25 protein-coding genes and 1 pseudogene are annotated in these 24,591 nt (G+C 47.2%); 24 read left to right on the top strand and 2 right to left on the bottom strand.

Translation table 11 applies throughout. The features are described from left to right. Nucleotides 1–441 precede the first annotated feature (441 nt). On the top strand, nt 442–960 hold the full coding sequence (locus ACYVEA_RS00385; RefSeq protein ID WP_461111308.1) for a DinB family protein: 519 nt from the start codon (nt 442–444) through the stop codon (nt 958–960). A gap of 150 nt (nt 961–1,110) precedes the next feature. Here the strand turns inward: ACYVEA_RS00385 and ACYVEA_RS00380 are convergent, their stop codons facing one another. Beyond that, nucleotides 1,111–1,995 (bottom strand): SDR family oxidoreductase, encoded by an 885-nt coding sequence (locus ACYVEA_RS00380; RefSeq protein ID WP_461111307.1) that lies wholly within the window; start codon nt 1,993–1,995, stop codon nt 1,111–1,113. Nucleotides 1,996–2,107: 112 nt separating this feature from the next. Between ACYVEA_RS00380 and ACYVEA_RS00375 the strand changes: the two genes are divergently transcribed. Together ACYVEA_RS00375 and ACYVEA_RS00370 are read left to right on the top strand one after the other, a co-directional pair. After that, complete coding sequence (locus ACYVEA_RS00375; protein ID WP_461111306.1) at nt 2,108–2,485, top strand: winged helix-turn-helix transcriptional regulator; 378 nt, start codon at nt 2,108–2,110, stop codon at nt 2,483–2,485. A gap of 634 nt (nt 2,486–3,119) precedes the next feature. Continuing rightward, nucleotides 3,120–3,397, top strand: a pseudogene (locus ACYVEA_RS00370) (integrase core domain-containing protein); the annotation flags it as partial. A gap of 80 nt (nt 3,398–3,477) precedes the next feature. Here the strand turns inward: ACYVEA_RS00370 and ACYVEA_RS00365 are convergent. Then, the gene (locus ACYVEA_RS00365; RefSeq protein ID WP_461111305.1) at nt 3,478–4,350 is read right to left on the bottom strand and encodes an AraC family transcriptional regulator; all 873 of its coding nucleotides are present in this window, start codon (nt 4,348–4,350) and stop codon (nt 3,478–3,480) included. 237 nt (nt 4,351–4,587) lie between these two features. Here ACYVEA_RS00365 and ACYVEA_RS00360 point away from each other — a divergent pair, with 237 nt between their 5' ends. The 21 genes from ACYVEA_RS00360 (at nt 4,588) to tssD (ending at nt 24,565) form a co-directional block, all read left to right on the top strand. After that, nucleotides 4,588–6,102: a fucose isomerase gene (locus tag ACYVEA_RS00360; RefSeq protein ID WP_461111304.1), complete on the top strand. Its 1,515-nt coding sequence runs from the start codon at nt 4,588–4,590 to the stop codon at nt 6,100–6,102. A gap of 55 nt (nt 6,103–6,157) precedes the next feature. Next, nucleotides 6,158–7,717, top strand: a complete 1,560-nt coding sequence (locus ACYVEA_RS00355; RefSeq protein ID WP_461111303.1) for a sodium:solute symporter family protein — start codon at nt 6,158–6,160, stop codon at nt 7,715–7,717. Next, on the top strand, nt 7,714–8,640 hold the full coding sequence (locus tag ACYVEA_RS00350; protein WP_461111302.1) for a dihydrodipicolinate synthase family protein: 927 nt from the start codon (nt 7,714–7,716) through the stop codon (nt 8,638–8,640). Before ACYVEA_RS00355 ends, ACYVEA_RS00350 begins: the two co-directional genes overlap by 4 nt. A gap of 72 nt (nt 8,641–8,712) precedes the next feature. Beyond that, the gene (locus tag ACYVEA_RS00345) at nt 8,713–11,763 is read left to right on the top strand and encodes a SusC/RagA family TonB-linked outer membrane protein (protein WP_461111301.1); all 3,051 of its coding nucleotides are present in this window, start codon (nt 8,713–8,715) and stop codon (nt 11,761–11,763) included. A gap of 4 nt (nt 11,764–11,767) precedes the next feature. Beyond that, on the top strand, nt 11,768–13,243 hold the full coding sequence (locus ACYVEA_RS00340) for a RagB/SusD family nutrient uptake outer membrane protein (RefSeq protein ID WP_461111300.1): 1,476 nt from the start codon (nt 11,768–11,770) through the stop codon (nt 13,241–13,243). Nucleotides 13,244–13,248: 5 nt separating this feature from the next. Next, on the top strand, nt 13,249–14,433 hold the full coding sequence (locus tag ACYVEA_RS00335; protein ID WP_461111299.1) for a sialidase family protein: 1,185 nt from the start codon (nt 13,249–13,251) through the stop codon (nt 14,431–14,433). Between the two features lie 96 nt (nt 14,434–14,529). Beyond that, complete coding sequence (locus ACYVEA_RS00330) at nt 14,530–15,921, top strand: DUF3748 domain-containing protein (RefSeq protein WP_461111298.1); 1,392 nt, start codon at nt 14,530–14,532, stop codon at nt 15,919–15,921. 377 nt (nt 15,922–16,298) lie between these two features. Further along, nucleotides 16,299–16,604: a hypothetical protein gene (locus tag ACYVEA_RS00325; protein ID WP_461111296.1), complete on the top strand. Its 306-nt coding sequence runs from the start codon at nt 16,299–16,301 to the stop codon at nt 16,602–16,604. Continuing rightward, the gene (locus ACYVEA_RS00320) at nt 16,562–16,960 is read left to right on the top strand and encodes a two-component regulator propeller domain-containing protein (RefSeq protein ID WP_461111295.1); all 399 of its coding nucleotides are present in this window, start codon (nt 16,562–16,564) and stop codon (nt 16,958–16,960) included. The genes ACYVEA_RS00325 and ACYVEA_RS00320 overlap by 43 nt, the downstream gene beginning before the upstream one ends. Nucleotides 16,961–16,975: 15 nt before the next feature. Further along, nucleotides 16,976–17,230: a hypothetical protein gene (locus ACYVEA_RS00315; RefSeq protein ID WP_461111294.1), complete on the top strand. Its 255-nt coding sequence runs from the start codon at nt 16,976–16,978 to the stop codon at nt 17,228–17,230. 4 nt (nt 17,231–17,234) lie between these two features. Beyond that, entirely contained in the window at nt 17,235–17,546 is a 312-nt protein-coding gene (locus tag ACYVEA_RS00310; protein WP_461111293.1) for a hypothetical protein, read from the top strand. A gap of 36 nt (nt 17,547–17,582) precedes the next feature. Continuing rightward, entirely contained in the window at nt 17,583–17,930 is a 348-nt protein-coding gene (locus ACYVEA_RS00305; RefSeq protein ID WP_461111292.1) for a two-component regulator propeller domain-containing protein, read from the top strand. 152 nt (nt 17,931–18,082) lie between these two features. Continuing rightward, nucleotides 18,083–18,241, top strand: coding sequence for a hypothetical protein (locus ACYVEA_RS00300; protein ID WP_461112977.1), 159 nt, complete (start codon nt 18,083–18,085; stop codon nt 18,239–18,241). Next, nucleotides 18,193–18,465, top strand: coding sequence for a triple tyrosine motif-containing protein (locus ACYVEA_RS00295; RefSeq protein WP_461111291.1), 273 nt, complete (start codon nt 18,193–18,195; stop codon nt 18,463–18,465). Before ACYVEA_RS00300 ends, ACYVEA_RS00295 begins: the two co-directional genes overlap by 49 nt. Continuing rightward, nucleotides 18,453–19,280 (top strand): sensor histidine kinase, encoded by an 828-nt coding sequence (locus ACYVEA_RS00290; protein WP_461112931.1) that lies wholly within the window; start codon nt 18,453–18,455, stop codon nt 19,278–19,280. Before ACYVEA_RS00295 ends, ACYVEA_RS00290 begins: the two co-directional genes overlap by 13 nt. Before the next feature lie 12 nt (nt 19,281–19,292). Further along, nucleotides 19,293–19,619, top strand: coding sequence for a response regulator (locus tag ACYVEA_RS00285; RefSeq protein ID WP_461111290.1), 327 nt, complete (start codon nt 19,293–19,295; stop codon nt 19,617–19,619). Further along, complete coding sequence (locus ACYVEA_RS00280; RefSeq protein WP_461111289.1) at nt 19,619–20,125, top strand: helix-turn-helix transcriptional regulator; 507 nt, start codon at nt 19,619–19,621, stop codon at nt 20,123–20,125. Before ACYVEA_RS00285 ends, ACYVEA_RS00280 begins: the two co-directional genes overlap by 1 nt. 96 nt (nt 20,126–20,221) lie before the next feature. Next, nucleotides 20,222–20,632, top strand: a complete 411-nt coding sequence (locus tag ACYVEA_RS00275; protein WP_461111288.1) for a helix-turn-helix domain-containing protein — start codon at nt 20,222–20,224, stop codon at nt 20,630–20,632. 169 nt (nt 20,633–20,801) lie between these two features. Continuing rightward, on the top strand, nt 20,802–23,282 hold the full coding sequence (locus ACYVEA_RS00270; protein WP_461111287.1) for a hypothetical protein: 2,481 nt from the start codon (nt 20,802–20,804) through the stop codon (nt 23,280–23,282). A 96-nt stretch (nt 23,283–23,378) separates the two neighbouring features. After that, nucleotides 23,379–24,131 carry a hypothetical protein gene (locus tag ACYVEA_RS00265; protein WP_461111286.1) on the top strand — a complete coding sequence of 251 codons (753 nt, stop codon included), beginning with the start codon at nt 23,379–23,381 and terminating at the stop codon, nt 24,129–24,131. A 44-nt stretch (nt 24,132–24,175) separates the two neighbouring features. Then, nucleotides 24,176–24,565, top strand: a complete 390-nt coding sequence (tssD, locus tag ACYVEA_RS00260; RefSeq protein ID WP_461111284.1) for a type VI secretion system tube protein TssD — start codon at nt 24,176–24,178, stop codon at nt 24,563–24,565. Nucleotides 24,566–24,591 lie beyond the last annotated feature (26 nt).

The following is a 24,591-nucleotide window of genomic DNA, read 5'->3' as shown; positions in this document are numbered from 1 at the left end:
AAGGGCTTAGTCATTCATATTGACAAGGTTTAAGCAGATAAAGAATGATGGTCATCTCCCTACGCATACCGTACTCCCAATCCACTTAATACTTTTCTCAAGATGACGATGTAACCGAAATTACATCGTCATATAAAACCCTCCCAGATGAAACGGGCAAGAAGGGTTCTCGATGAATAGGACGTTTTGCCACTACAACTGGTAATAATTTGTAAGGCGGTGAATTTCGTCAATGGGCATGCAAAATAGTGTGTGGGAGCGTCTTTGAAGCGTCGGCGTTTGTCGTCTGGAATCGCTCCGACTAGCTAGAATCCTACCTATTGGTGCTGAGCTAGCTTGATTAATTACCGTCGACTGAGTTCACTACTGACATAGGGCTGTCACTCCCCTGGCTTTTCTTTGTGGGGTAAATCAATCGACAACGTCAACCACTAGCAACTCATGGAAAACACAGCGCAGCTTAGCCAAACGACAGATCAGATCGTTCTCTCCCCCGGGCAACTTCTGGCCCATTGGCAGGGACACCGGGGACTCACCCGCCGGGTGATCGAAGCCTACCCCGAGGAGCACTTCTTTTCATACACCCTGGGCGGCATGCGACCTTGCTCGGCGCTGATGGATGAAGTCCTACAGATGGCCGACCAGAGCATGCAGGGCGTTATTTCAGGCCAGTGGCCTTCCTTTGGCGAGGGGGCGGAGGCATCTCCTAAAGCCACGACGAAGGAGCAGGTACTGGCTCAGTGGGACCGGGTGACAGAAAAGATTAATGCCCATTGGACGCAGATTCCACCCACTCGCTTTCAGGAAGTCGACAAGGCGTTTGGTCTGTATGAAGGACCAATCTACTGGTTTCTTTTCTACCTGATCGATAATGAGATTCATCATCGAGGCCAGGCGTATGTTTACCTACGCACCCTGGGCGTAGAACCGCCCGCTTTCTGGGATCGCCCCCAGGCATAGTCCTCCGGTATATCTCCAAGAGGTCACCCATTTTACAAAAGCCTTTGCCGCAATAAAGATTGGCAAAGGCTTTTCTGTATCGTGCTGGCGGCTATTCATTCTACCATCATGAGGGAGAGCTGGTAGGATGAATAGTCTATGGGGCACGGTTTAGTTTTGGGCATATGCCCGGCTAATAAATTGTTGCACAGTCGTTGGTTTTCGTCCCAAAAAGTTCGCCAAGGTTGGGTCCTCTACATCCATTGTAGCTTGTGATAAAGCCACAGCCCACTTGCTGAGCATACCAATGTATTGATCAGGAACACCCCCGCTTTTTAATATCGATTCAAATTCGCTAACCGAAGGGGATTGGTAGGAGACGTCTTTCCTCAGGACACGGGCAAATTCACGAGCGATGTCGTTAAAAGAAACCGAAGCCGTATTAGTCAGCTGGTACACCTGGTTCAGGTGACCATCCGTCGTCAACACGTGAGCAGCGGCTTCGGCTAATTCCTCACGTAGTACATAGCTGGCTTTACCATCCCCGGCAGGAAAGAAAATGGTGCCCTTCTCGGCAACCTGTTGGCCAGAAAAAATAGGAATCATCTCCTGATAGATACCGTTTTGAAGAATGGTATAAGCAATCCCGCTGTTCTTTAGAAAGGCTTCCGATTCAACATGCGACTGGTGAAAGGCAGCTATGGCAGAATGCTCAAAGTTGGCTTTTCTGACAAAAGAGGTGTAAATAATGTGATTAACCTTAGCCTCTTTTGCTGCTTTGATCACATTGATATGATGAGCGGTTCGGTTTTCGACAGCCTGTCTATCATTACTCGATACCAGCAATAGCTTATCTACGTCCCTAAACGCATCCCTGAGTGAGTGGTAATCGGAGTAATCGCCCAGTCTACTGGCAATGCCTTTTTGTTGAAGTCCTTTAGCTTTAGCTGTATCTCGAACTAATGCTGACATACCAGAAGGATGAATTCCTTTTTCCAGTAAATGGTCAATGGCCTTGGCCCCAAATTGACCGGTTGCGCCTGTAACTAAAATCATGTTCTGTTTATTTAATGACCCACAAAGCTACAGGAGCAGCTATACTAAATATACTTTGTTCTTATAAATTAGTAGTATACTTTTGTATACTGCCTAAGTTAAATTGCTATATATGAGCCAGTTCAAAGAGTTTATTGGGGAGGAGAAGGGACCACAATGCCCACGAAGTTACATTCTGGCCTTAACCGACACGCTCAACGTAATCCAGGGGAAGTGGAAACTGCCAATCATCGCATCTCTGCTGCGGGGTATGAATCGATTTAAAGATTTACTTGAGAGTACCGAAAAGATAACGCCCCGAATGTTGTCAAAGGAACTTAAAGAGCTTGAAATCAACGGTATTGTGCAGCGGATCGTGTATGATCAGACCCCTGTTCTAATTGAATACAGGCTAACGGAATCCGGCCGAGACATTGCCACAGTGATCGATTCGATGATTGATTGGGGAATGCTCCACCGATCACAGCTTATCCCGACAAAGTCTCAGTAATTGAAATAAACTTGTTCAGCGAAATAGTAATCATAGATTTACTGAATGACTCATTGGTGATTTTTTGTCTCAAATAATGCTTTTCATGGGAGTCTTGGAGAGATGACGTCCCCCAAATAGACTGAACCAATCTAAAGTAGAGAGTTCGGCCGTCCGGCCGATGTCGCGATTTTTCGGTCATTTAAACAACCAATAATCGCTTATGAAGAAGACCAAATTCACCGAAGCGCAGCCGGGTGGCCGGAGCCATTGTCTTTGCGCTTCGCCAAGCTGACACCGAAACTGTCGTTGCTGAGGGTTGCCGTAAGATGGGCATTAGTGAAGTCACTTTCTACAACCGATCAGGCGGCCCTGTGGAAGAAGAAGTATGGCTGCCCGAGCGGGCCAGTTCAAGGCCGTGGGCTGGTCCAAAGTTTGATGATGGATTATCAACTATCAAATCCTGGGGCTTGTGCCGTGGTGACGTGAGGCCGTTCTATCTGGTACTACAAGGTCGACAAGTATAGCCGCCAGTGTGTGGCCATTCACGTTGGCCAGTCGTCGAAATCGGAAGATGTGATTGCTGAAATGAATCGCTTACAATCGTTGTATTTAGCCGTTCCCGAACCTATTTAATAGGGCCGCCTGAGCGGTTGATAATGGCAGTGAATTTATTGCCAAAGCTTTAGGCAAATGCGGGGCCGCCCGTGGGGCGTATAACAACAACGTAACGTTAGACTTTTAACTTCCTGGCAATCCCACCGCTATGGCAGACCGTTAATAATCCTTTTTATTGAATCTTTTAATGGTAGTTTCAGTGACGAATGTTTAACCGTGCACTGGTTCCTGTCATTGGAAGATGCCCGCCAAAAAATTGAATGCTGGCGGCAAGAATACAATAGTTTTCAACCTCACAGCTCTCTCGGAGGATGACCCCCGATGTGGTTGGAAAGGGAACAAAAACCAACAAATGAACGTCCGATCCTCTAACCGGCCCAGAATTTGGGTGAACCTCATAATGACAAATTACCCTGTGAAAAACGACTCTTATATTCTTTAGGCGTAATTCCTTTGACATTCTTAAAATGCCTGTAAAAATTAGAGGTATTCTCAAATCCACTGTCCAGGGCTATACTTGCTATCGTAAAGTCCGTTTTAATAAGTAATCGACAAGCATGGCTAAGGCGTACTTCTGTAAGGAAATCAAAGTACGATTTATTAGACATCATTTTAAAGTAGCGGCAAAACGAAGTAACGCTCAGGTTCGTTAACTGTGCTACATCGTCAATCAGAATTTTATTCCTGAAATTTTGTAAGGTGAATGAAAGCACCTTTTCCATTCTATTTCCATCATGCTGATTAAATTTTGTGTATTCAACACTATTCGATAAAATCTCGCATTCGCTGCTTTCCAGTAAAATGACGTAAATTCTTAATAAGTAAACAACTTTATTCAAGCCTGTCTCCCGTATCATTCGCCACATTAGCCGTTTAATTTTCTCCTTTGCACTTCCTTTGATGATGAGTCCGTTTTTGGCTTGTTCAAAGAGTTTCGAAATTCCCTGCGTTTCGTATACAGTAAGAAATTCCTTCCCCAGACACTCTGGATGAAAGTGAAGCACTAACGCTTCCACATGATATTCCGAAGAAAATGGAATATTACACTTCCAGGTATGTGGCACATTTGAGCCCATGAGAATCATGTCATCAGGCTGGAAGTTGCCTATATTATCCCCTATAAACCGAATCCCTTCACCTTTTATAAGATAATGAAGTTCTATTTCAGGATGATAGTGCCAGATTGAGCCAAACTGTGGCACTATATCGTGACGAATACTAAAGGCATTATCCAGAGGCCTGGGAACAATATGAAGTTTAGGCACCATCTGTAGCTATGGCTGCTGTTATGTACGAAATTATAAAAATTCCAGTAAATTTTTAATTAATGTGATAATATGTTGGATAAGTTGGAAAAATTCAATGAGTCCATCCCAATTAGAAGCGTTCAATCTTTGTGCTACTCTAAGTAGCAAGGAAAGATGGAACGTAACTATGCCTTACTGGTCTGTAGCGGAGACCTCAGGCCGTCAGCTAACCTTACGTGTTGGCCGATGCAACAAAAAATGGAAGAAGACCTGGCAGAGGCCTTACGTAAACATTCATGGGAAGTTAAAAGAGCCCACGCCTATAATGAAGCGAAAGGGCATGGTTTTATCGACTACCAATACGAAGGAATAAAAATCTTCAGAGAAATAGATAAAACGAAGCCGCTGATCGTAGCCGAGAGCGTGTGGCAGTACAGTCATCACGTTTTGGCAGGACTAGTTTCGCACAAAGGACCAATTTTGGTGGTGGCCAACTGGGACGGCACCTATCCAGGTCTTGTTGGCTCGCTTAATCTTACAGGCTCACTAACAAAAGCCGGTGTGAAGTACAATTTCTTGTGGAGTAAAGACTTTAACGATACATTCTTCACCACAGGGTTAAAGGAATGGCTGGACACCGGTAAAGTGACGCATGACCTCTCCCATGTAAACCGGTTTGATAGGACTAAGGTAGGGAAGGACGGCTTACTTGTGGCTGAAAAACTAGCTGCACGTATTAAGGACGATAAAGTGATTATGGGGGTGTTTGACGAGGGATGCATGGGGATGTTTAACGCCATCGTACCAGATGAACTTATTCATGCTCTCGGTATATATAAGGAACGGTTAAGTCAGTCCACCTTGTACGCTAAAATGCTGACCGTTTCAGATGCAGAAGCCAATGCTGTGCTGGATTGGATGCTTCAAAAAGGAATGAACTTTGTTTGGGGAACTGATCCGACCAATGAACTGACTACAGAGCAAACGCTGGAACAATGCAAAATGTACGTTGCGGCTATGCGGTTGGCTGACGAATTTGGCTGCGACACGATCGGGATTCAGTACCAGCAAGGGTTAAAGGAACTTACGGCAGCGAGTGATCTGGCCGAAGGGCTGCTCAATAACACAGATCGCCCGCCGGTTTTTGATGCTCAAGGTAAAGAATTATATCCGAACGTAGCCTTGCCTCACTTCAACGAGGTAGACGAATGTGCCGGTATAGACGGCTACGTTACCTACCATCTTTGGCGCGAACTTGGACTCAACGGCGATAATACCCTACACGATTTACGATACGGTGAAACCTTTACTATAGAGGGCAAAGACGAGTTTGTATGGGTCTTTTTGATCTCGGGAGCGGCTCCTGCCTCGCATTTTAAAGGCGGTTATGCCGGTGCAGACAGCAGGCGTCAGCCGCCGATGTTTTTCGGAAAAGGGGGCGGTACGCTCCGTGGCGTGAGCAGGCCCGGAAAGATTGTATGGAGCCGGGTTTACATCGAAAACAATGCGCTTTGGTGTGATATCGGTACGGGTCGATGCGTGGAATTGCCGGATGCGGAAGTGGACCGTCTCTGGAAACTGACCGATCCTCAATGGCCGGTAATGCACGGCGTTCTGGACGGTGTGAGCCGTGATCAGATGATGGCCAAGCACAAAGCAAACCACATTCAGGTGGTCTATGTTGACGGAGACTTTGATGTGCGTAAAGCCGCAGAAATCAAAGCCGCTACGTTCGTGCATCTAGGAATCAACGTGAATTTTTGCGGAATCTGATGGGGTACTTATTGCTACCAATACGACCGGTTCTACGCCTATTAAAAATTAGCCTATGACTAATTTACCGATATTGGATATCGCCATTATTATTGCTTATCTGATTGCAATGGTTTTGGTTGGCGTATTCTTTTCCAGAAAAAACACGTCAGCCGATGAATTTACCCGAGCGTCCGGCCGGATTCCGGGTTGGGCGATAGGCATATCGATTTATGCTACCTTTCTGAGTTCGAATACGTTTCTCGGCGTTCCGGGCAAAGCGTTTGGCAGCAATTGGAATGCCTTTGTGTTTAGCCTTTCTATGCCTTTGGCAGCCTGGTTCGCTACTAAATACTTTGTGCCCTTCTATCGAAGTACCGGAGAAGTGTCGGCTTATACCAATCTCGAAAAACGATTCGGTACCTGGGCCAGAACCTATGTTGTGATCTGCTTTTTATCCACTCAGCTAGCCCGGATTGGATCTATCTTTTTTGGTATTTCACTGACCTTACAAGCGCTTACCGGCTATAGTATGGTGACGATCATGGTGATTACCGGAATCTGTATCGTAGTCTATACCGTGATGGGGGGGATTGAAGCCGTCATCTGGACCGAAGTCGTGCAAGGTATATTGAAAACGCTGGGAGCAGGTATCATTATTTATCTGGTCGTAAACGAAGTTCCTGGCGGATTCAACGACATTCTTGCCATGGGATCGGCAGAGAATAAATTCAGCCTCGGCACTATCGAGTTCGATCTTGTTCATTCCTCGTTCTGGGTTGTGCTGCTATACGGCTTTTTCATTAATCTGAATAATTTCGGAATGGACCAGAACTACGTTCAGCGATACCACGCAGCCACCAGCGCAACGGAGGCCAAAAAGTCGGTCTGGCTTTGTGTGTGGATCTATGTTCCGGTATCGCTCCTGTTTTTTAGTATAGGAACCTGTCTATATACGTACTACATGCAGAACCCGGAGTTGCTCCGGAGCATTAAACTTCAGGCGGCTTCTGAGCAACTCGGTCTAGCAATAAACAAAGCGGAAGTAGTCCAACTGGCAGCCACGATGAAGCCATCCGATTATGCCGATAAAGTGATGCCGCACTTTATGGTACATATGATTCCAACTGGTCTTTTAGGGCTGATTGTCTCTGCCATTCTGTCGGCGGCAATGAGCACAATAAGTTCCGGCATGAACGCTTCGGCCACCGTCTTTACCGAAGATATCTATAAGCGCTATGTTAATCCAGGTTCAACCGAAAAGAACAGTTTAAAAATTCTTTACATCGCCACGGTCATCGTGGGGTTGATCGGTATGCTCTGCGGAATAGCCATGATCGGCGTCAAAAGCCTTTTAGATGTCTGGTGGACACTTTCCGGCATATTTGCCGGAGGTATGCTAGGGCTCTTTTTGCTCGGTTTAATAAGCAAAAAGGCTACGAATAAAGACGCGCTGACGGGTACGCTAATCGGCATTCTGGTTATTCTCTGGATGAGCTTTTCGTACCTCATACCAGATCAATACGGTTTTTTACGCTATCCGCTGCACGCTAATATGATTATTGTGGTAGGTACTCTATCGATTTTTCTTACTGGTAATATCGCGCAAAAATTAAGAACAATAGAAACGATATGACAACTAAAAAATTTATACCTGTCATGCTTACCCCCTTTCAGGACGGCAATGCGATTGACTACAAAATACTGGAGGACCTGATTGAGTTCTACCTCGAAGCCGGAGCGGGCGGCCTTTTTGCCAACTGCCTGTCGAGTGAGATGTATCACCTTTCCAAAGAAGAAATGTTGGCTTCGGTATCGTTTGTCGTACAAAAAGTGAATGGAAGAGTTCCGGTAGTGGCGACAGGCACTTTCCCTGACACGTTGGAAAACCAGGCCGCATTTGTCAAAGAAATGTATCGTACAGGCGTCGACAGCGTGATTGTGATTACAAGCTTGCTGGCCGGGGAAACGGATGCTGACGATGTGCTCGAAGTCAATGTAAAACAATTGCTTGCGATAACGGACGATATTCCCCTTGGATTCTATGAATGTCCTGTCCCTTATAAACGGATTTTAAGGCCTGATTTTCTGGGAGAATTAGTCCGGACGGGCCGTATCAAATATCATAAAGACACTTCCTTAAATATAGACAGCGTGCAGGCCAAAATTGCGGCAAGTAAAGACTCGGCGGACTTTGCCCTGTATGATGCCTACATGGTGCATGCGGTAGATTCGATGAAAGCCGATTCGGCAGGTCTATCCTGTATTCAGGGAAATTATTTCCCGGAGCTAATTGTCTGGCTGTGTAATCATTACGATGACGACTCCGAAGAAGTAGATAAAGTGCAGCAGTTTTTCGCGCAAAACATGGGTGTCATGCATGATACCTATCCCGCCAGCGCGAAATATATTCTCGAAAAACGAGGATTGGGTATCTCTCAAATTTGCCGCAATGGCAGTGAACTAAGAAACGCAACCGATTACGACCAGCTTGACACGCTATTCTATCAATTCAAAAAATTGGCACAGGAGATAAATTTAAACATGGTAAGCCTATGAACAATAAAATGTGATTTAGCCAAAGAACAGTGACCAATTCCTAAACAGAATCACCTTATCTAATGTAAAACCATGAATCGAAATCGAATCAAATTTCGGCTGACAGGGCTTATGCTGTTGTTTTCGATAGCCGCTTTGGCACAAAATGTAATTACCGGAAAGGTAATTGATGCCAGTACCAGAGAGCCCTTGCCCGGAGCCACGGTTATACTTTACGGTACTAACCTGGCCACTACCACCAATTCAGGGGGTGCCTATAGTCTTACCGTTCCCAATCTGAACGGTAAAATTTATGTAAGCTACGTGGGTTTTTTAACCAAGGACGTTGAGCTTCAAAATCGAGTAAAGATAGATGTAGAGCTTGAACCAAAGGCCTCGTTACTAAACGATGTCGTTGTTATCGGCTATGGCACTGCCAAGAAGAGTGACATAACCGGATCCGTTGCGAGCGTAACAGAAAAAGATTTTAACAAAGGTGTCAATGTCTCGGCCGAACAGCTGATAGCCGGAAAAGTAGCGGGCGTCCAGATTGTTCAGAGTAGCGGAGAACCCGGCGGTGGAATTAACGTGAATATCAGGGGAATGGGATCGCTTAATGCCGGAAACTCACCGCTATACGTAGTGGATGGCTTTCCGATCGATAACTCGTCGACCGTAAGCGGCACCGGCGCCAATTTTACAGGCATGCGTACCGCCAGAAACCCGTTGAACTCGATCAACCCTGGTGATATTGCGTCCATAGAGGTCCTGAAAGATGCTTCAGCGACGGCCATTTACGGATCGAGAGGAGCAAACGGGGTGGTTTTGATTACGACCAAAAGAGGTAAAGACGGCGGACTAAAAGTTAGTTATGATGCCTACTACGGGGTTCAGAACGTCATGCGTGATATTGACCTGTTGAGTGCTAACGACTACAAGACCGCTATGAACAGCTTGATTGACGCGGGAGCTGGAAGCGCTAATGTAAAGATTGGCGATTTTTCAGGTGGAACCGACTGGTTAAAGTTGATGTACCGCAAAAATGCACCTATTCAAAGTCACAATATTTCTTTTTCAGGAGGGAATCAGTCCACTAAATATTACACGTCTCTGAATTACTTCAATCAGGATGGCGTCCTGATTAACTCGGGAAATAAACGATACAGTGCCAGAGTCAATCTTGAGCACACCAACAAGAATTTCACCGTTGGCACAAACATCACGTCGTCTTATGTTGCTGATTCCTACGTGGCTAACGGGATGGATCTGAACGAACGAGCGGGGATAATCTATGCGGCTATTGCCTATGAACCCACGCTTTCCGTTTACGATCAGGACAACAACTACGTTCTTTCGAAGAACATGAACATCGATAATCCCCTCGCCATAGCCAATGGAAAGACGTCTACGTCAAATCTTTACCGGACTTTAGGAACTGTGTATGGCGAAATCAGATTCCTGACGGATTTTACCGCCCGCTTAAACCTGGGTGCTGACATAACCTCGCAACGTCGGGATACGTACGTGGATAGACAAACCATCGAAGGCCGAGCCAATGGAGGAATTGCCAGCGTTTTGTCAGGAACAAACAGTAGCCTTCTGTCTGAACTGACGCTGAACTACAGGAAACGGTTTGGCAATCAGGATCTGAATGTTCTGCTTGGGACCACTGGTCAACAATTTAACTTTAATGATCAAACATCGCAGGCCAGCGGTTTTCCTTCGGATGCAACCAAAACAGACAATCTTAGCCTGGGAGACCCGACTCGTTTTATCGCGACAAGCAGCCGGTCAAAAAACAGCCTGCTGTCCTATCTGGGCAGAGTAAACTATAATATCGCCGAGAAATATTTGCTGACAGCCTCATTACGAGTTGACGGTTCTTCCCGCTTCGGTGAAAACAACAAGTACGGCGTATTTCCATCCTTTGCTTTTGCCTGGCGGCTTGAAAATGAGGAGTTTATTAAAAACCTTAGCGCCATTACTTCATTAAAACTTAGGTCTAGCTGGGGACAAACAGGCAACCAGGCAATAGGCAATTATCAATCGATAACTACGTATACGACCGGGCAAAAAGCGGTCATCGGAAATCAGCAGGTAAGTACCACCACACCGAATAGGGTACCCAATCCTGACCTGAAATGGGAAACGTCAGAGCAACTGAACTTCGGACTCGACTTTGGTTTTCGCAATAACAGAATCACGGGTAGCCTGGACTGGTTTACCAAAGCCACGCGGGATATGCTCCTGGACCTGCCTATCCCACGTACGACCGGGTTTACGACGATGATGACCAACGTCGGGTCTGTCAGAAACAGCGGATTTGAAGTGTTGGTCAACAGCGTCAACCTGACTGGCCCGCTGAAATGGGAAACCGCACTCAACATGACCTGGCTCAACAACAAAGTAACCGATCTGGGTGGTATTACGAATATTTTTACCGGAAGTGCAGGTGGTACCAGTAACGTCGCTATTATTAAGGAAGGTCTGCCCATGTATTCCTTTTATGGCTATGTCATAGACGGTATCTGGCAGCAGGGCGATGATCTTACTACCACAAAAGACATCGTGAAACCGGGCGACTTCAAGTACCGGGATTTAAACGGCGATAAGATTGTCAATGCGGATGACCGTCAGGTAATAGGCAACCCATTTCCCAGTTTTATGGCCTCATTGACGAATAATTTCAGCTACAAGGGTTTCAATCTTAACATTTTCGTGGATGGGGTATGGGGGTCAAAAATGCTGAACAATAACCTGGTCGATACGTATTTTCCGGCCAACCTACTGAGAAACCGGTTGTCGGAACCCTTACTAAACCGCTGGACTCCGTCAAACCCGTCAACCGTTTACCCGTCATTTATCAATCCGCTGGGACAGGGAAAAAAAGAGGTAAACACCTATACGGTTGAAAGTGCCGATTTCCTGAGACTGAATACGGTAAAATTAGGCTATGATTTTACCGTCAAAAATTCAGCAGTGAAAGGCCTGGGGGTTTTTGTTACCGGGCAAAACCTGGCCATGTGGACTAATTACAAAGGATATGACCCGTCTATAAATCCGAATGGCGGTGGAGTCAGAATCGATTGGAATGCCTTTCCAACGGCCAGAACTATCCTATTCGGCGTAAACCTAAATCTGTAAAATCATGGAAAAGACTATAAGATATATTTTGCTGGGAGCATTGGTGTCAGCAACCCTATTCCTGACCGGCTGTAAGGAGTATTTGAAAGAAGAGGTTTTTTCTCAACTGGCTCCTGAAAACTATCTGAAAACGAAAGAAGGACTTACGTCGGTTCTGTATGAAACCTATGCCAAAGCGGCAAACATGAATAGTAATAACTCTATTTATGTGCTTGGTCCTCAGGAATTTATGACGGATATTTTATATCAGAGTGGCGATAATGTGGAGGCTACCATACGAAATTATAGAGAATTTAACTGGGACCCGAACATGGACTTTCTCATACAGAATTGGGATTCCTATTACCAATGTATACGAAATGCCAATATTTTGCTCGAAAACATTCCGAGTTCAAACCTATCGGCCGCTGAAAAGTCCCTCTACGAAGCCGAAGCCCGTTTTTTAAGAGCGGTGAGTTACTATAAACTGTATTTCTTTTTTGGAACGGTACCGTTACGAACCAGCACTACGCAGGAACTGAGTTTACCAAGAGCTTCTGAAGATGAGATCAAACAGTTTATAACGACAGAACTCAAGTTTGCCGCCGAAAACTTACCCAATCCGGGAGCGGAAACGCAGAAGTACAGGGCTCATAAAGCCGCAGCTTCTGGCTACCTGATGAAATTCTATCTTAATACCAAGAACTGGAACGAGGCAAGTACCATCTCTGCCCAGTTTTTGAGTTCGTTTAAAACGTACACTTTATATGCCCAATACAAGGATTTGTTCAAAGTTGAAAGTGAAAACAATCCTGAATACATCTGGGTAAGGCCGGCCATTGCTTCTTCCGACCGGGTAACAGCCAATAGCTGGAGTAATGTTTCGTTTCCTGATAACTTCAAATCAGCGCCTGAAGTGGGGCTTACGTTTAAATCTACCTGGCTCAACTGGCCCAATGAATTCCGAATTTACGACAAATTCTATAATACGTTTGAAGCCGCTGATAAACGAAAAGAGTTGATGATTACGTATTATACGAATACAACCGATCAGCGCGTTGAGCTTCGCGGCAGCGATAACATCCGTTCATTCAAATACTGGCCTGATCAGAACAACGTAGGGGCTGCTCATGGCAATGATATCCCCGAAATAAGGTTAGCTGACATCATACTGTCGCGTGCAGAGGCCCTCAATGAACTGAACGGACCCAGTGCAGAAGCCCTTCAACTGGTTAATCAGGTCAGAGCCAGAGCTGGCCTTCCAGGACTGAAGCTGGAAAATGTTGCTACCAAAGAAGCCTTTCGGGAAATGATCCTGCTGGAAAGAGGTCACGAATTTTACAATGAAGGACACAGACGGATGGATCTTATACGCGCAGGGAAGTTCATTTCAGATGCCCAGGCAAGAGGCAAAAATGCTCAGCCATTTCATCTGTTATTTCCTATCCCACAGGTTGTAATTGATTCAGATCCGGCTATTAAACAAAACCCGAATTATTGAAAAGGATGAAAAATATAAGAAGTAAATCAACGCTCCTGTTGTGGCTGTTGGCTGGTTGGTTTGTCGGGCTGGCTCAAACAGTTCCGGGTACTATCGTTTGTTACGAACCCAGTTCATCCCAACGATATATCGGTTCACCAAGCTTAGCGACGCTGCCGAACGGGGACTATGTGGCTTCGCACGATTTTTTCGGACCGAAAAGTTCTGAATGGCAGCAGGCTGCCTCCCGGATTTATACGTCTAATAATAAAGGGAAAACCTGGCGTTATTTAGCCGAAATCAGGGGTGCATTCTGGAGTTCATTGTTCGTTCACAAAGGTGAACTTTACCTTTTAGGGCCTGATAGACACCATGGCACCGTTCTCATACGAAAGTCAGTTGACGGCGGAAAAACCTGGACTGAACCAACGAACAAAGAAAACGGTGTGCTCCTTACCGGCGAGTTCCACTGTGCTCCCATGCCTGTAGTAGTGTATAGTGGGCGACTCTGGAGACCGATGGAAACGGCACATGGCCCTGTACTGGAATGGGGTAAGCGATACGGCGCGATGGTCATGTCGGCGCCCGTAGATGCAGACCTTATGAATTCGAAATCCTGGCAAACCAGTACCCCTATTTTGTATGACAGTACATTTAATAAGGGGGATTTTGCCGGATGGCTGGAAGGTAATTTTGTGGTTGATAAAGACCAGAAAATGTGGGATATGCTCAGAGTGGCTAACAAAAAGTCGCCTGACGAGAAAGCGGCCATGGTATCAATAGCAGCCGACGGTAAAACACTTTCCTTTGATCCTAATTCCGGTTTCATACCGTTTGATGGCGGTAGTAAAAAATTTGTGATAAAGTATGATACGCTTAGCAGGAAATACTGGGCCCTAGCCAATGTGATTCCCGACAAATACCGGAAACAGTTTCCCGAGCGAAATCCTTCTGGCTTTCGGAATGTCCTGATGCTGAAAAGCTCCACGGATTTAAAAAAATGGGAGGATGTAAAGGTTATTCTGGAACACGAAGATGTCATCAATCACGGGTTCCAGTATGTAGACTGGTCATTTGAAGGGAACGATATTATAGTACTTTCCAGAACTGCCTATTTCGACGGAATTTCCAATGCAAAGAACAACCATGATGCTAATTATTTGACATTCCATAGAATAGAAGACTTTAGAAAAATCAGAAGTAAAATTTAAAATATACGCTGGGATAACTGGAAGCCCTCTACTTACTGCACCGCTTTGGTGCAGTAAGTAGGTTGATTTTTTATTCGTTTTGTTTGTCTTCAAGGCATGAAAATAGCCTTGTTTGGCGGCTCACTGGATAGGCGAATTTTAGACGTAGTTAAGAAGGGAAAATGCGTATTCTGTATGAAATGGCTTTCGCTTATCGCTCTTATTTTGTTAACTAGTTGTATGACATTAAAAAGCAGTAGTCTGACAGTTTTGCCAGCAGGCCACACAATGCACCACAACGGTGTATTTTCGAAAGATGGCCAATGGATTGTTTTTGATGGCAGGAATGATGACACTAAAATTGGAGAAACGTCTACCATAGGTATTGTAAACGTTAAAACCGGAGAAGAAAAGATCATTTATAAAACCACTCATCAGACTGTTTTCGGACCGGGTGTGGGAGCGGCCTCTTTCAGTCCGGTAGACGATAAAGTGATATTCATCCACGGTTTACCGGATGCAAATGCTGACAAACCGTATGCCATATTCCGAAGAACAGGTGTCGGCATTGACATTCAACATCCTTACAGCCCCTTCTTTTATGATGCCAGAGATACACGGTTTCCCTATGCCCCCGGCTCACTCCGGGGTGGAACCCATTCGCACTGCTGGAGCGGGGACGGAAAACTTATAAGTTTTACGTATAACGATGAATTAACTGAGCCAAACCTAAGGACGGTGGGGGTAATGCTGCCGTTCACTCAGGGAGTTAAAGTAGATTCTAGCAAAGGGAACAATGACGGGATAATGTATTCATCGATAGTCACTAATGTAGTGAAAAATCCCAGACCTGGTTCTGACGAAATCAATAAGGCGTTTGACGAGTGTTGGGTGGGGAAAAACGGATACACACTGCAATCGGGAGCGCATATTCCTCATGCAATTGCTTTTCAGGGTAACGTTTTAAACAAAGAGGGAAAACAAATCACAGAGGTTTTCATTGTCGATATTGATCCGGCAAAGATTTTGGCGGATTCCGCAGCCGTTGGAAAAGCTGGAGAAGGGCCTCGCGTACCGAAAGGTATACACCAACGACGAGTTACTTTTTCTGAAAAAGGGCTTTCAGATACCCGGCATTGGTTGCGTTCAAGCCCTGACGGAAAATTTATTTATGCATTGGCGAAGGGCCAGAATGAATATATTCAAATCGTTCAGATTGAGGTAAATACGGGAAGTGTTAGGTTTCTGACCAATAATGGTTTTTCCATTGATTACTCATTTAATCTGAACAAAGCGGGTAATAAGATAGCGTACGTAGCTCAAAATTCTGTTTATCTTTTTGATCTGATAAAAGGAGTTTCTATAAAACTTACCAGTAAAGGGAAGGGGAAAATCGTAGGCGCTCCATCTTTTTCTCCTTGTGATCATCTATTGGTTTTCAATCAATATAGGAAAGACCAAAACGGAGACGATTTTTTACAGATTCAAAAAATTAGTTTACCCGAATAAAATAATTCTGCTCAATAACCTAGTGCATTCATATAGGAGGCAGCGTTGACCGAACGTATCTTGTCCTAATTTTATTCGGAGGTTTTCTCGGGAGATTTTGGTAAGTGGGTAAAATATACATAATCGTTTGATCTTAAAACGATTAATCGTTCACTAAATAGCAGTGGCGGGCTATTTTCTGGACAAAATTATAACGCCAAACCCCTATTGATTTGTTTAAAAGGGAGGTAGTCAGGATCCAATACCCTGACAGGTCGATAGGAAACTGGATGAACGAAATTTATCTACTTGATGTCACTTTATACTCAAAAAATGGTTGGTAGAACCGGCTGTCAAATAGCTTCTGAAGTTTTAATTGAGCAAATTACTTCAACCGGTTGTGGGCGGTGACGGAAGGGGGCGACTTACATGAAATCAACACGAAAACTGGACTGGTTACGCCACATCCAATAAAAGCTGCAAAGGCCAATCAGTGGAACAGCCAGATTACCGTTTATAAAGACACCCAGAACCTACTCTGGATTGGTACGTTTTCGGTCCTGGCCAGCTACGACCCGGCCAGGCATCACTTCAGGCTATATCCTTCGCCCAAAGCTGAAATGCCGATTAAAACAGCATTTGGAGGCCATCAGCATCGATTTTGGGTAGCCTCCATCAAGGTCTATACCTGCTTGACCGAATAACCGGGCGTTATACGCTGGTGCCTGTGCTGGGCTTGACTGGCCCTCAACCCTCTTGTCTGTCATTTTATTTCGACAAAGAAGACGTCCTCTGGATCGGTGCGGCCACAGCTGGGTATAGCCTGTTCAAGCTGGATTTGCGACACCAACCCTGGAAAACTCTCCCGTACAATCCGGGTGGACAGCTTAATCCCTATATCTGGCGCAATACTATCCTTCGGGATTCGTCGGGAATCGTTTGGGTGGGCACAACCAATGGTTTGCAGGGTATTGATCCGGCGACAGATCAAGTCGTCACCTATCAGACCGATCCAAACCTGTCGAAGGGCCTTGCCAGCAGCAATGCACAGGCAGTATAGCATGACCGGGCAGGTATGCTCTGGGTAGGAACCGACAATGGTATCGATCGGCAGGCGGTCAACACAAAACCGTTCGCCGTGTACCGGGTAAAGCCCAATGAACGCATGGCCACTATGCCCGAGAACAGGGCCAATACTGTATTTAAGGATAAGCGGGGACAACTTTGGTTTAGTAATTTAGCCACTGTTTATCGGTTGTCCCTTAATAAACAGCTCGATCGTATCCCGCTGGATAAGCTGGGATGGGGCTCATACGAATCCCGTCAATAGTTTCTTGTCCGACGGGTCGGATGGGCTCTGGTTCGGTACCAATGATGGGTTATACCACCTCGGTCAGGCATCCGGTCAATATACCTGGTATCCATCCGACATTCCGGCCCACTTTCTTGGGCTTCAATACCTGGAGGGCAAGCCAGCCGATAATCTCTGGATCGGCGGGGAGGGTGGTGTGGCCTCGTTTAATACGCGCACGCATCAATACACCTACTACAAATACAAGCCAGGTGATTCGGGCGGCATTCCCGACAAGGCAATTTATGGGCTGATGGTGAGCCAGTTCGGAGATGTATGGATACTGGTTAACTAGCTGGGCATCTGTCGGCTGAATTTAAAAACGGGTTAGATGACCCGCTATATGGCGGGAGGTAAAGGAAAGCTGACCACAAACGAGGTGTTGTCTATTCACGAGGACAAGGCCGGCATCATCTGGATTGATACGCATCTGGGCGGTTTAAACCGATTTGACTGGCGAACGGGGCTGTTTTCGGTGATCACCCGGCAGGAGGGGATACCGGGCACGAGTATAGTCGGGATTACCAGTGATGGGGCGGGCAATCTCTGGCTCAGTACGAATGAGGGAATTTGCCAGATTGACCCCACACCCGAGCCATTCATAGTTATGAAGTTTCGGATGGCTTGCCCAGTAACGACTTCAAGCATAACGCCGTTTTTCGACAGCCCAGCCAACTGATTTTGGTACCGAGAATGGCATCGTTCAATTCAACCCCAATCAGATTCTTGTTGATACCCACCCGTTTCCAGTCTATATCACCGACCTAACCGTCATGGGTAAACCCCGGGGCTATCACCGCCAAGGTAATTCGCCTGAAACACGACGAGAACATGCTGTCGATTGGCTTCGCGGCTCTAGCCTACGAGCAGCCGGGTCAAAACCAGCATGCCTACCAACTGGTTGGCGTTAATCCAACTGGGTTCAGAATGGGAACCGGCGCGTGGCTACCTATACCAGCCTGGCGCCGGGCACCTATACTTTCCGGGTAAAAGCCGCCAATAGTAGTGGATTCTGGACCAAAAATGAAGCGTCTATTCAGGTGATTGTCAGGCCACCCTGGTGGGCCACCTGGTGGGCCTATGGGTGTATGCGCTGCTGGCCGGAGGGGCCATTTGGGGCTATATCCGGTTTTATACCAATCGGCTCCGCCAACGACAGGAATTGGTACTTAATCGGCGGGAGGCTGAGCAACTCAAAGCCGTGGATGAGCTGAAAACCCGTTTCTTTTCAAATATTACCCACGAGTTTCGTACGCCTTTATCCCTGATTCTTTCGCCGGTAGAGAAGCTGCTTCAGGAAAACCGCTTCGACCGGCCGATGCTGACGCTGGTTCACCGGAACGCCGAGCAGCTCCTGCGGCTCATTAATCAGTTATTAGATCTGTCGAAGCTGGAAGGGAACTATATGGCTATTTCGCTCATGCAGGGGAACGTACCGGCGTTTATTCACCCGATTGTTGGCGTATTTCAGCGGATGGCGGAACAGAAAGGGGTAACCCTGACGTGTGAGGTGGCTGGTCTGCCTGCTCAGGAGTATGTATTCGATGCCGATAAGTGGGGAAAGATTCTGACCAATCTGTTGTCGAATGCGCTGAAATTCACCGATCCGGGTGGACAGGTAACGCTTACGGGTAGGCCCGTCTGGACGGGTGATGAGATGACGGCAGTAGAAATCCAGTTAGTCGATTCGGGTATCGGTATTACCGCTGAAGCGCTGCCGCATATCTTCGACCGCTTTTATCAGGCGGACACCTCCAGTACCCGCGTTTATGAAGGTACGGGCATTGGGTTAGCACTGGCTCACGAACTGATTGGCTTATTAGGCGGCACCATCACCGTAGCGAGTCAGGTAGCAGTGGGTACTACTTTTCGGTTAACACTGCCCGTCGGTCCCGTATTGGCAGCGGTTGATATACCTAAAATTAGTCGGTCGGTGTCTAAACCTGAGGTTTTTAATCAACTGGCGTCGTTTGCCCCCAACTTCATCTTCCGCTTTCTGATGAGGGTACTTCGGTCCCAAGCATCCTGATCGTAGAAGATAATGACGAGTTGCGGGAGTTTCTGGTGGGCGGGCGAGTTGGTTTCGTCGTACCATGTTCTTCAGGCTGTGGATGGAGAAGCAGGCTGGGCGCTGGTTCAAACGGAACTACCCGATATTGTGCTGACCGATGTGATGATGCCCCGCCTGGATGGAATTGAACTCACCCGGCTGATGAAGAGCCATGCCGATACCGACCATATTGCGGTGGTGATGCTCACAGCCAAAGCGGCCCCCAGAGCCGGATTGACGGGCTGCAACAGGGAGCCGATGACTACCTGGCCAAACCCTTTAGTCTGGATGAACTGCATTTGCGTCTGCGTAACCTGATGACCCACCAGCAGAAATTGGGGGTGCATTATCGGCAGCAGTTTGCCTTGCCCGGCCTGGATTCGCCCCTTAGTCAACCAGTGCCTAAGCCAGCTTTGAGCACCGATCTATTTCTGGTGCGGATTTACGGGCTACTGGATCAGCATCTGGACAACTCTTCGATCAGTGTGGACTGGCTGGCCGATCAACTGGCCATGAACCGTAAGACACTGTATCGCAAAGTGCAGAGCCTGATTCAACTCGCGCCCGCGGATTTGATCCGTCAATATCGCCTGCGGAAAGCGACTGAGTTGCTAAAGGCGGGTCATAACGTAGCGGAGACCGCCGATTTGGTAGGTTTCAATACGCCTTCTCACTTCACTCTTGTTTTTAGGGAAGCCTATCAGCAAACGCCCACGGAGTTTATCAATAATCTTGTGAAAAAGTCTGATATAAGCTTTTTTCATTGCCACGGGCAAAATGCCCCGAATCTGACGACATCTGCCCCCATCCTGACAGGATATTGACGGGTCACTGGCCACCTTTGATGCGTCAAAAGGGTAGCGAGTCTGCACCGTTTTCGATAAGATTTCCGGTTTAATCCACCTTCGTTTCACGCCACAATGAATCGTCGATCGAAAACTGCCCATCACGTTCGGGCCTCATTGGCGATGCCCGCTAGCCGTACTTCGCCTGACCGAAGCCACAATGCTTTTCTCAAGCGGATTTATAGTCTTTTGGAACGAAATCTGGAAGATCCCTCCGTCAATGTCAACTGGCTGGCCGATCAGCTGGCTATAAATCGAAAAACGCTGTACCGTAAAGTGGAGCGGTTTATTCAACTGACCCCTACCGATCTGATAAGTCAGTTCCGACTCCGTAAAGCGGCCGAGCTACTACGTATAGGCTATAGCGTAACACAGACGGCCACCTTAACCGGGTTTAAAAGCTCGTCTCATTTTACGACTGTTTTCAAAGAATTCTATCAGCAAACCCCCACCAAATTTATCGCTAGTCAGCTTAAAAGAGCCTGATCTGGTCTTAGTTTCTCTTTGGATGGGCCAAATGCCCCCAATTTGACGATATCTGCCCCGAATCTGACAGTGTCCCTGAGCGTAACGAGGGACCTTTGGCATATCCAAAACGAAGTCAGCCGTAAACCAGGATAGGAGTTCACCTTTTCTCAAAACCAAACTTATAATCATGGAAAAACAAGCAGCAAGCCGGGGAGATTTTTTAGGTATAGGTCATGCCGTAACGCATGCCGTAGACGTAGTAGTCCATGCGGTGACGGGTGCTGCAGGCACAGTAGCTAATGAGACGGCAGGAGTTATTAATACGGTCGGCAGTGCTGTGACAGGAGCCGCTGAAGCAGCAACTAGTGGAATTGTTAGCGTTGCCAATGCCGGGGCTTATGGGGTTGTAAATACTGCCAGTACGATAAGTAATGGCGTAGTAGGTGCCGCAAATACGGTTAGCGATGCGACAATAATGAGTTGGAAAGCAACCTCAAAAACAGCCGATACGGTTGGTTTCGTTTTTGAGGCTACCGGACTTACCATGGGGCAGGAAATGATGGACGGAGCAGATATAGCGGCTAACTATGGTGAAGTTGGTGCTATTCAAACCTACAAAGGATTGGTAGCTGCCGGGAAGTACATTTCCAATCACGCTTGTGATATTGCCTTGGGTACTGCTCTGTCCGCTATTTTTGTTTCTTTATTTGCTGAAGGAGAAGGGGAAATCTTGGTAGGGCCCATGGATGTCGCCGTAGCTTTGGGTGACAAAATTGCTATCAAAGCAGCGTCTAATGGGATAGCCGCATTTATCGTCGAACCCATTTTCACCATTCCTGGTGTTGCGAGCTCAGTTGGCCATAAAGATGAACTGGAGGCTATACTGGCCTTTACAATCAATAAACTAGTATCTGAAAAAGGACCTAAACTGAAGGTTGGTACAGTTGGTGGGTACGTTGCGGCTTTGGTGATTGCCTTTGTTACTCAACTTGTATGCGAAGGCAAGGTGCCAGCCGGTGGACCTCAGCTTTGGACTGGTGTACAAGGTAGTCTTCGGGACGTCGTGCCAGTAGATACGGTGCCCGCTCCCAAACCCCGTAATCTTCTGAGAAGTGGCGAGTTCCTGACAACAGGCGAGCACCTCGTCTCGGCAAACGGCAAGTACTTCATGATCATGCAAAATGACGGCAATCTTGTGATTTATGCTGGTTCGGGACCCGCAAACAAAGGAGCTGTGGTGTGGGCTCATAATGTCCTTGCCAAGGGTGGCCTATTTTTTGCCATCATGCAGAGTGATGGTAACTTGTGTGTATATAAGGGAACTGGCCCTGGCGATAACCGGGGCTACGTATGGGGTTCACAGGTTACGGCTGATGGAAAGTTATTCTATGCCTTACTACAGAATGATGGAAATATAAGTGTCAACCGGGGGCTCAGTCGTAAACTGACAGGTGGTGTTATCTGGGGAGCGCCCAATCTAGTTAAGGTAAACTTTGTGACAGTGCTGCCTAATGGTACCATCGCCGGTATCGGCTCTGACCAGCAAGTTTACACCCGCCCGAACCTGGACAGCAACTGGACACTGGTACCCAATGCCTTTGGGATAACCAGCCTGGCAGCACTACCTAACGAGCGGTTTGTCGCCACAGGAACCGATAATCAACTTTGGTCCCGGGACGGCTTAAGCGGCAACGGAATGCAGGTGCCAAACAGCGGGTCGGTGATCTCCGTAGCGGTGTTACACGATGGTACCATCACCGGAATTGGCACCGACCATCAGATTTATACCCGGGCGACCTTAACCAGCAAGTGGGTGTTGGTACCTAACAGTGGAACGGTGAACCGACTATCGGTACCGTCCAACGTAGCCGATAATTCGTTTTATGGGATTAGCCTTGATAATAAAATCTTCCGGAGATCTCAACTGAATGCGGCCAATTGGGGGGATCCGCTACCCGTCGGCGGTGGAATTACCAGTGTAGCCGTACTGCCCAACGGCCAGACTTTAGCCACGGGTACCGATGGGCAACTCTATACCATCCCTACCTTAAATCCTGTCTGGACACTGGTACCCAACGCTTGGGGGATCACCAGCCTGGCAGCCCTACCTAATGGGCAGTTTGTCGCTACGAGCACGGATAATCAACTCTGGTCCCGGGACGGCCTGAGCGGCAACGGAAGGCTGGTGCCTAATAGTGGGTCGGTAACCAGTGTGATTATATTACCGAATGGTATGATCGCTGGTACTGGCATCGACCTCCAGATATACACCCGATCTACCCTGAGCAGTACCTGGACACTGGTGCCAAACAGTGGGTCAATAACCAGCCTGGCGGTGTTGCGTGATGGCCGCTTTTTAGCCACGGGTACTGACCAACTTCTGTACACCCGCGATACGCTGACCAGCAACTGGGTGCAGGTGCCAAACAGCGGGTCGGTGATCTCCGTAGCGGTGTTACACGATGGTACCATCGCTGGCGTCGGCACCGACCATCAGGTCTATACGCGGGCTACGTTAAGCAGCAACTGGATCGTAGTGCCTAATACCGGGTCAGTAAACCGGCTGGCCGTGCTGCCTGATAGCCGGATTGCGGGCATCGGCACCGATAATAAAGTCTATACGCGGGCCACCCTGAACAATAACTGGACGGTAGTACCCAATAGCTAGTATCGAAAATACAGCTACGCCCAACTGGAATGGTCCTGGTGCCCGGGGTCGTTCCGGCTGCTGTCTTAATCAATCCTTATCCCTAAGCAAGAAAATATGAAAACGCACGACCCTGTAAAATTTGTTCGGGACCTCGAATTTGAGGATTCCAGAGAAGCCTTTCCGATTGAACGTGGTGGGCAGGCCCCCGATATGGCTGAAGGCGTCGAACAATCGTTTATGAACGCCAAATCGCTGGTATCGTTTGTCTCCGACATCAATGGGCAGCGACGTAGTGATGTGCTGAATTCGGTCCTGCTGGCCCAGTTGGCGGCCAATAAAAAATTCCCGGACGAAAATCAGCTTGTCGACTGGTATAAAGAGTTCGTGCGGGTGCTGAATAATCTGGGCTGGGCGATTGAAGCGGCTGAATTCTCCAGCTTTGAATCGAACAGTACGGTCTTCGAGGCCGAGAATGCTATCATCAGTATTCTGACGGCGGCCTTCGGTGGCTCCTTTATGGTGGTCATCACCAAAACGCTGGAGGCCATCAAAGGGCTGAGCGACAGTAACGGAAAAATAACCGCCTTTGAGAAAAACACGCACTCGCAGGCCAAAGGCGCTTTCCAGATCGGGCTGGCCAGAGAAGCGAACGGTACTGTCACCCTGCAAATGGGTACGTTCCTACTCAGCTCGTCAAATGAGATCCGGAAAATACTCTTCTTCAAGTCCACCAAAGACAAAACCACGCTGAACTATTGTTCGCGGACCGGCACGCTGAATGAAGAGGTATATGCCAAAATCCGGACGCAGGTTCAGGACAAACTGGGCGGCAAAATAACCGATTTCATTGCTGAAATCGATTTGTGAGCATACACACCTTAAATCAACGTATCCGTTAATCAATCAATATCATGGCTATAGGTTCCCTGTTAACAATCGACTCCAAAGAGTATAGTCTCCGTTCCTTTTCGTACAGTTTTTCCAAGCAGATTGGCATGGACGGCAAAACGGCCTCGGCTGTTTCGGGCGGGGAAATCAGCGTTTCCGTTCAAACCCTTAGAGGGGATGACAAGATTTTAGGGCTGATTTTAGCGCAGAATAAAAATGACATTAAGGGCAAAATAGCCGTAACGAGCACAGAAGGTGAAGTCCGTACCATCGAATTCGAGCAGGCGTCAGTTAGTAGCTACAGTGAGTCGTTCAGTGGGGTCGAAGGTGTGCAAGACTTTACAATCAGCGCAGGCAGGATGAGCGCGCAGAAAATGCAATTCTCACGAATACCGATGCAGGCTAGGAAGTAACCAATACGATTCGGATCAACGTCTGC

This window comes from Spirosoma jeollabukense (assembly GCF_054777855.1).
The sequence above is the reverse complement of the archived record's forward strand: the minus strand, read 5'-3'. Positions and strand labels throughout refer to the sequence as shown.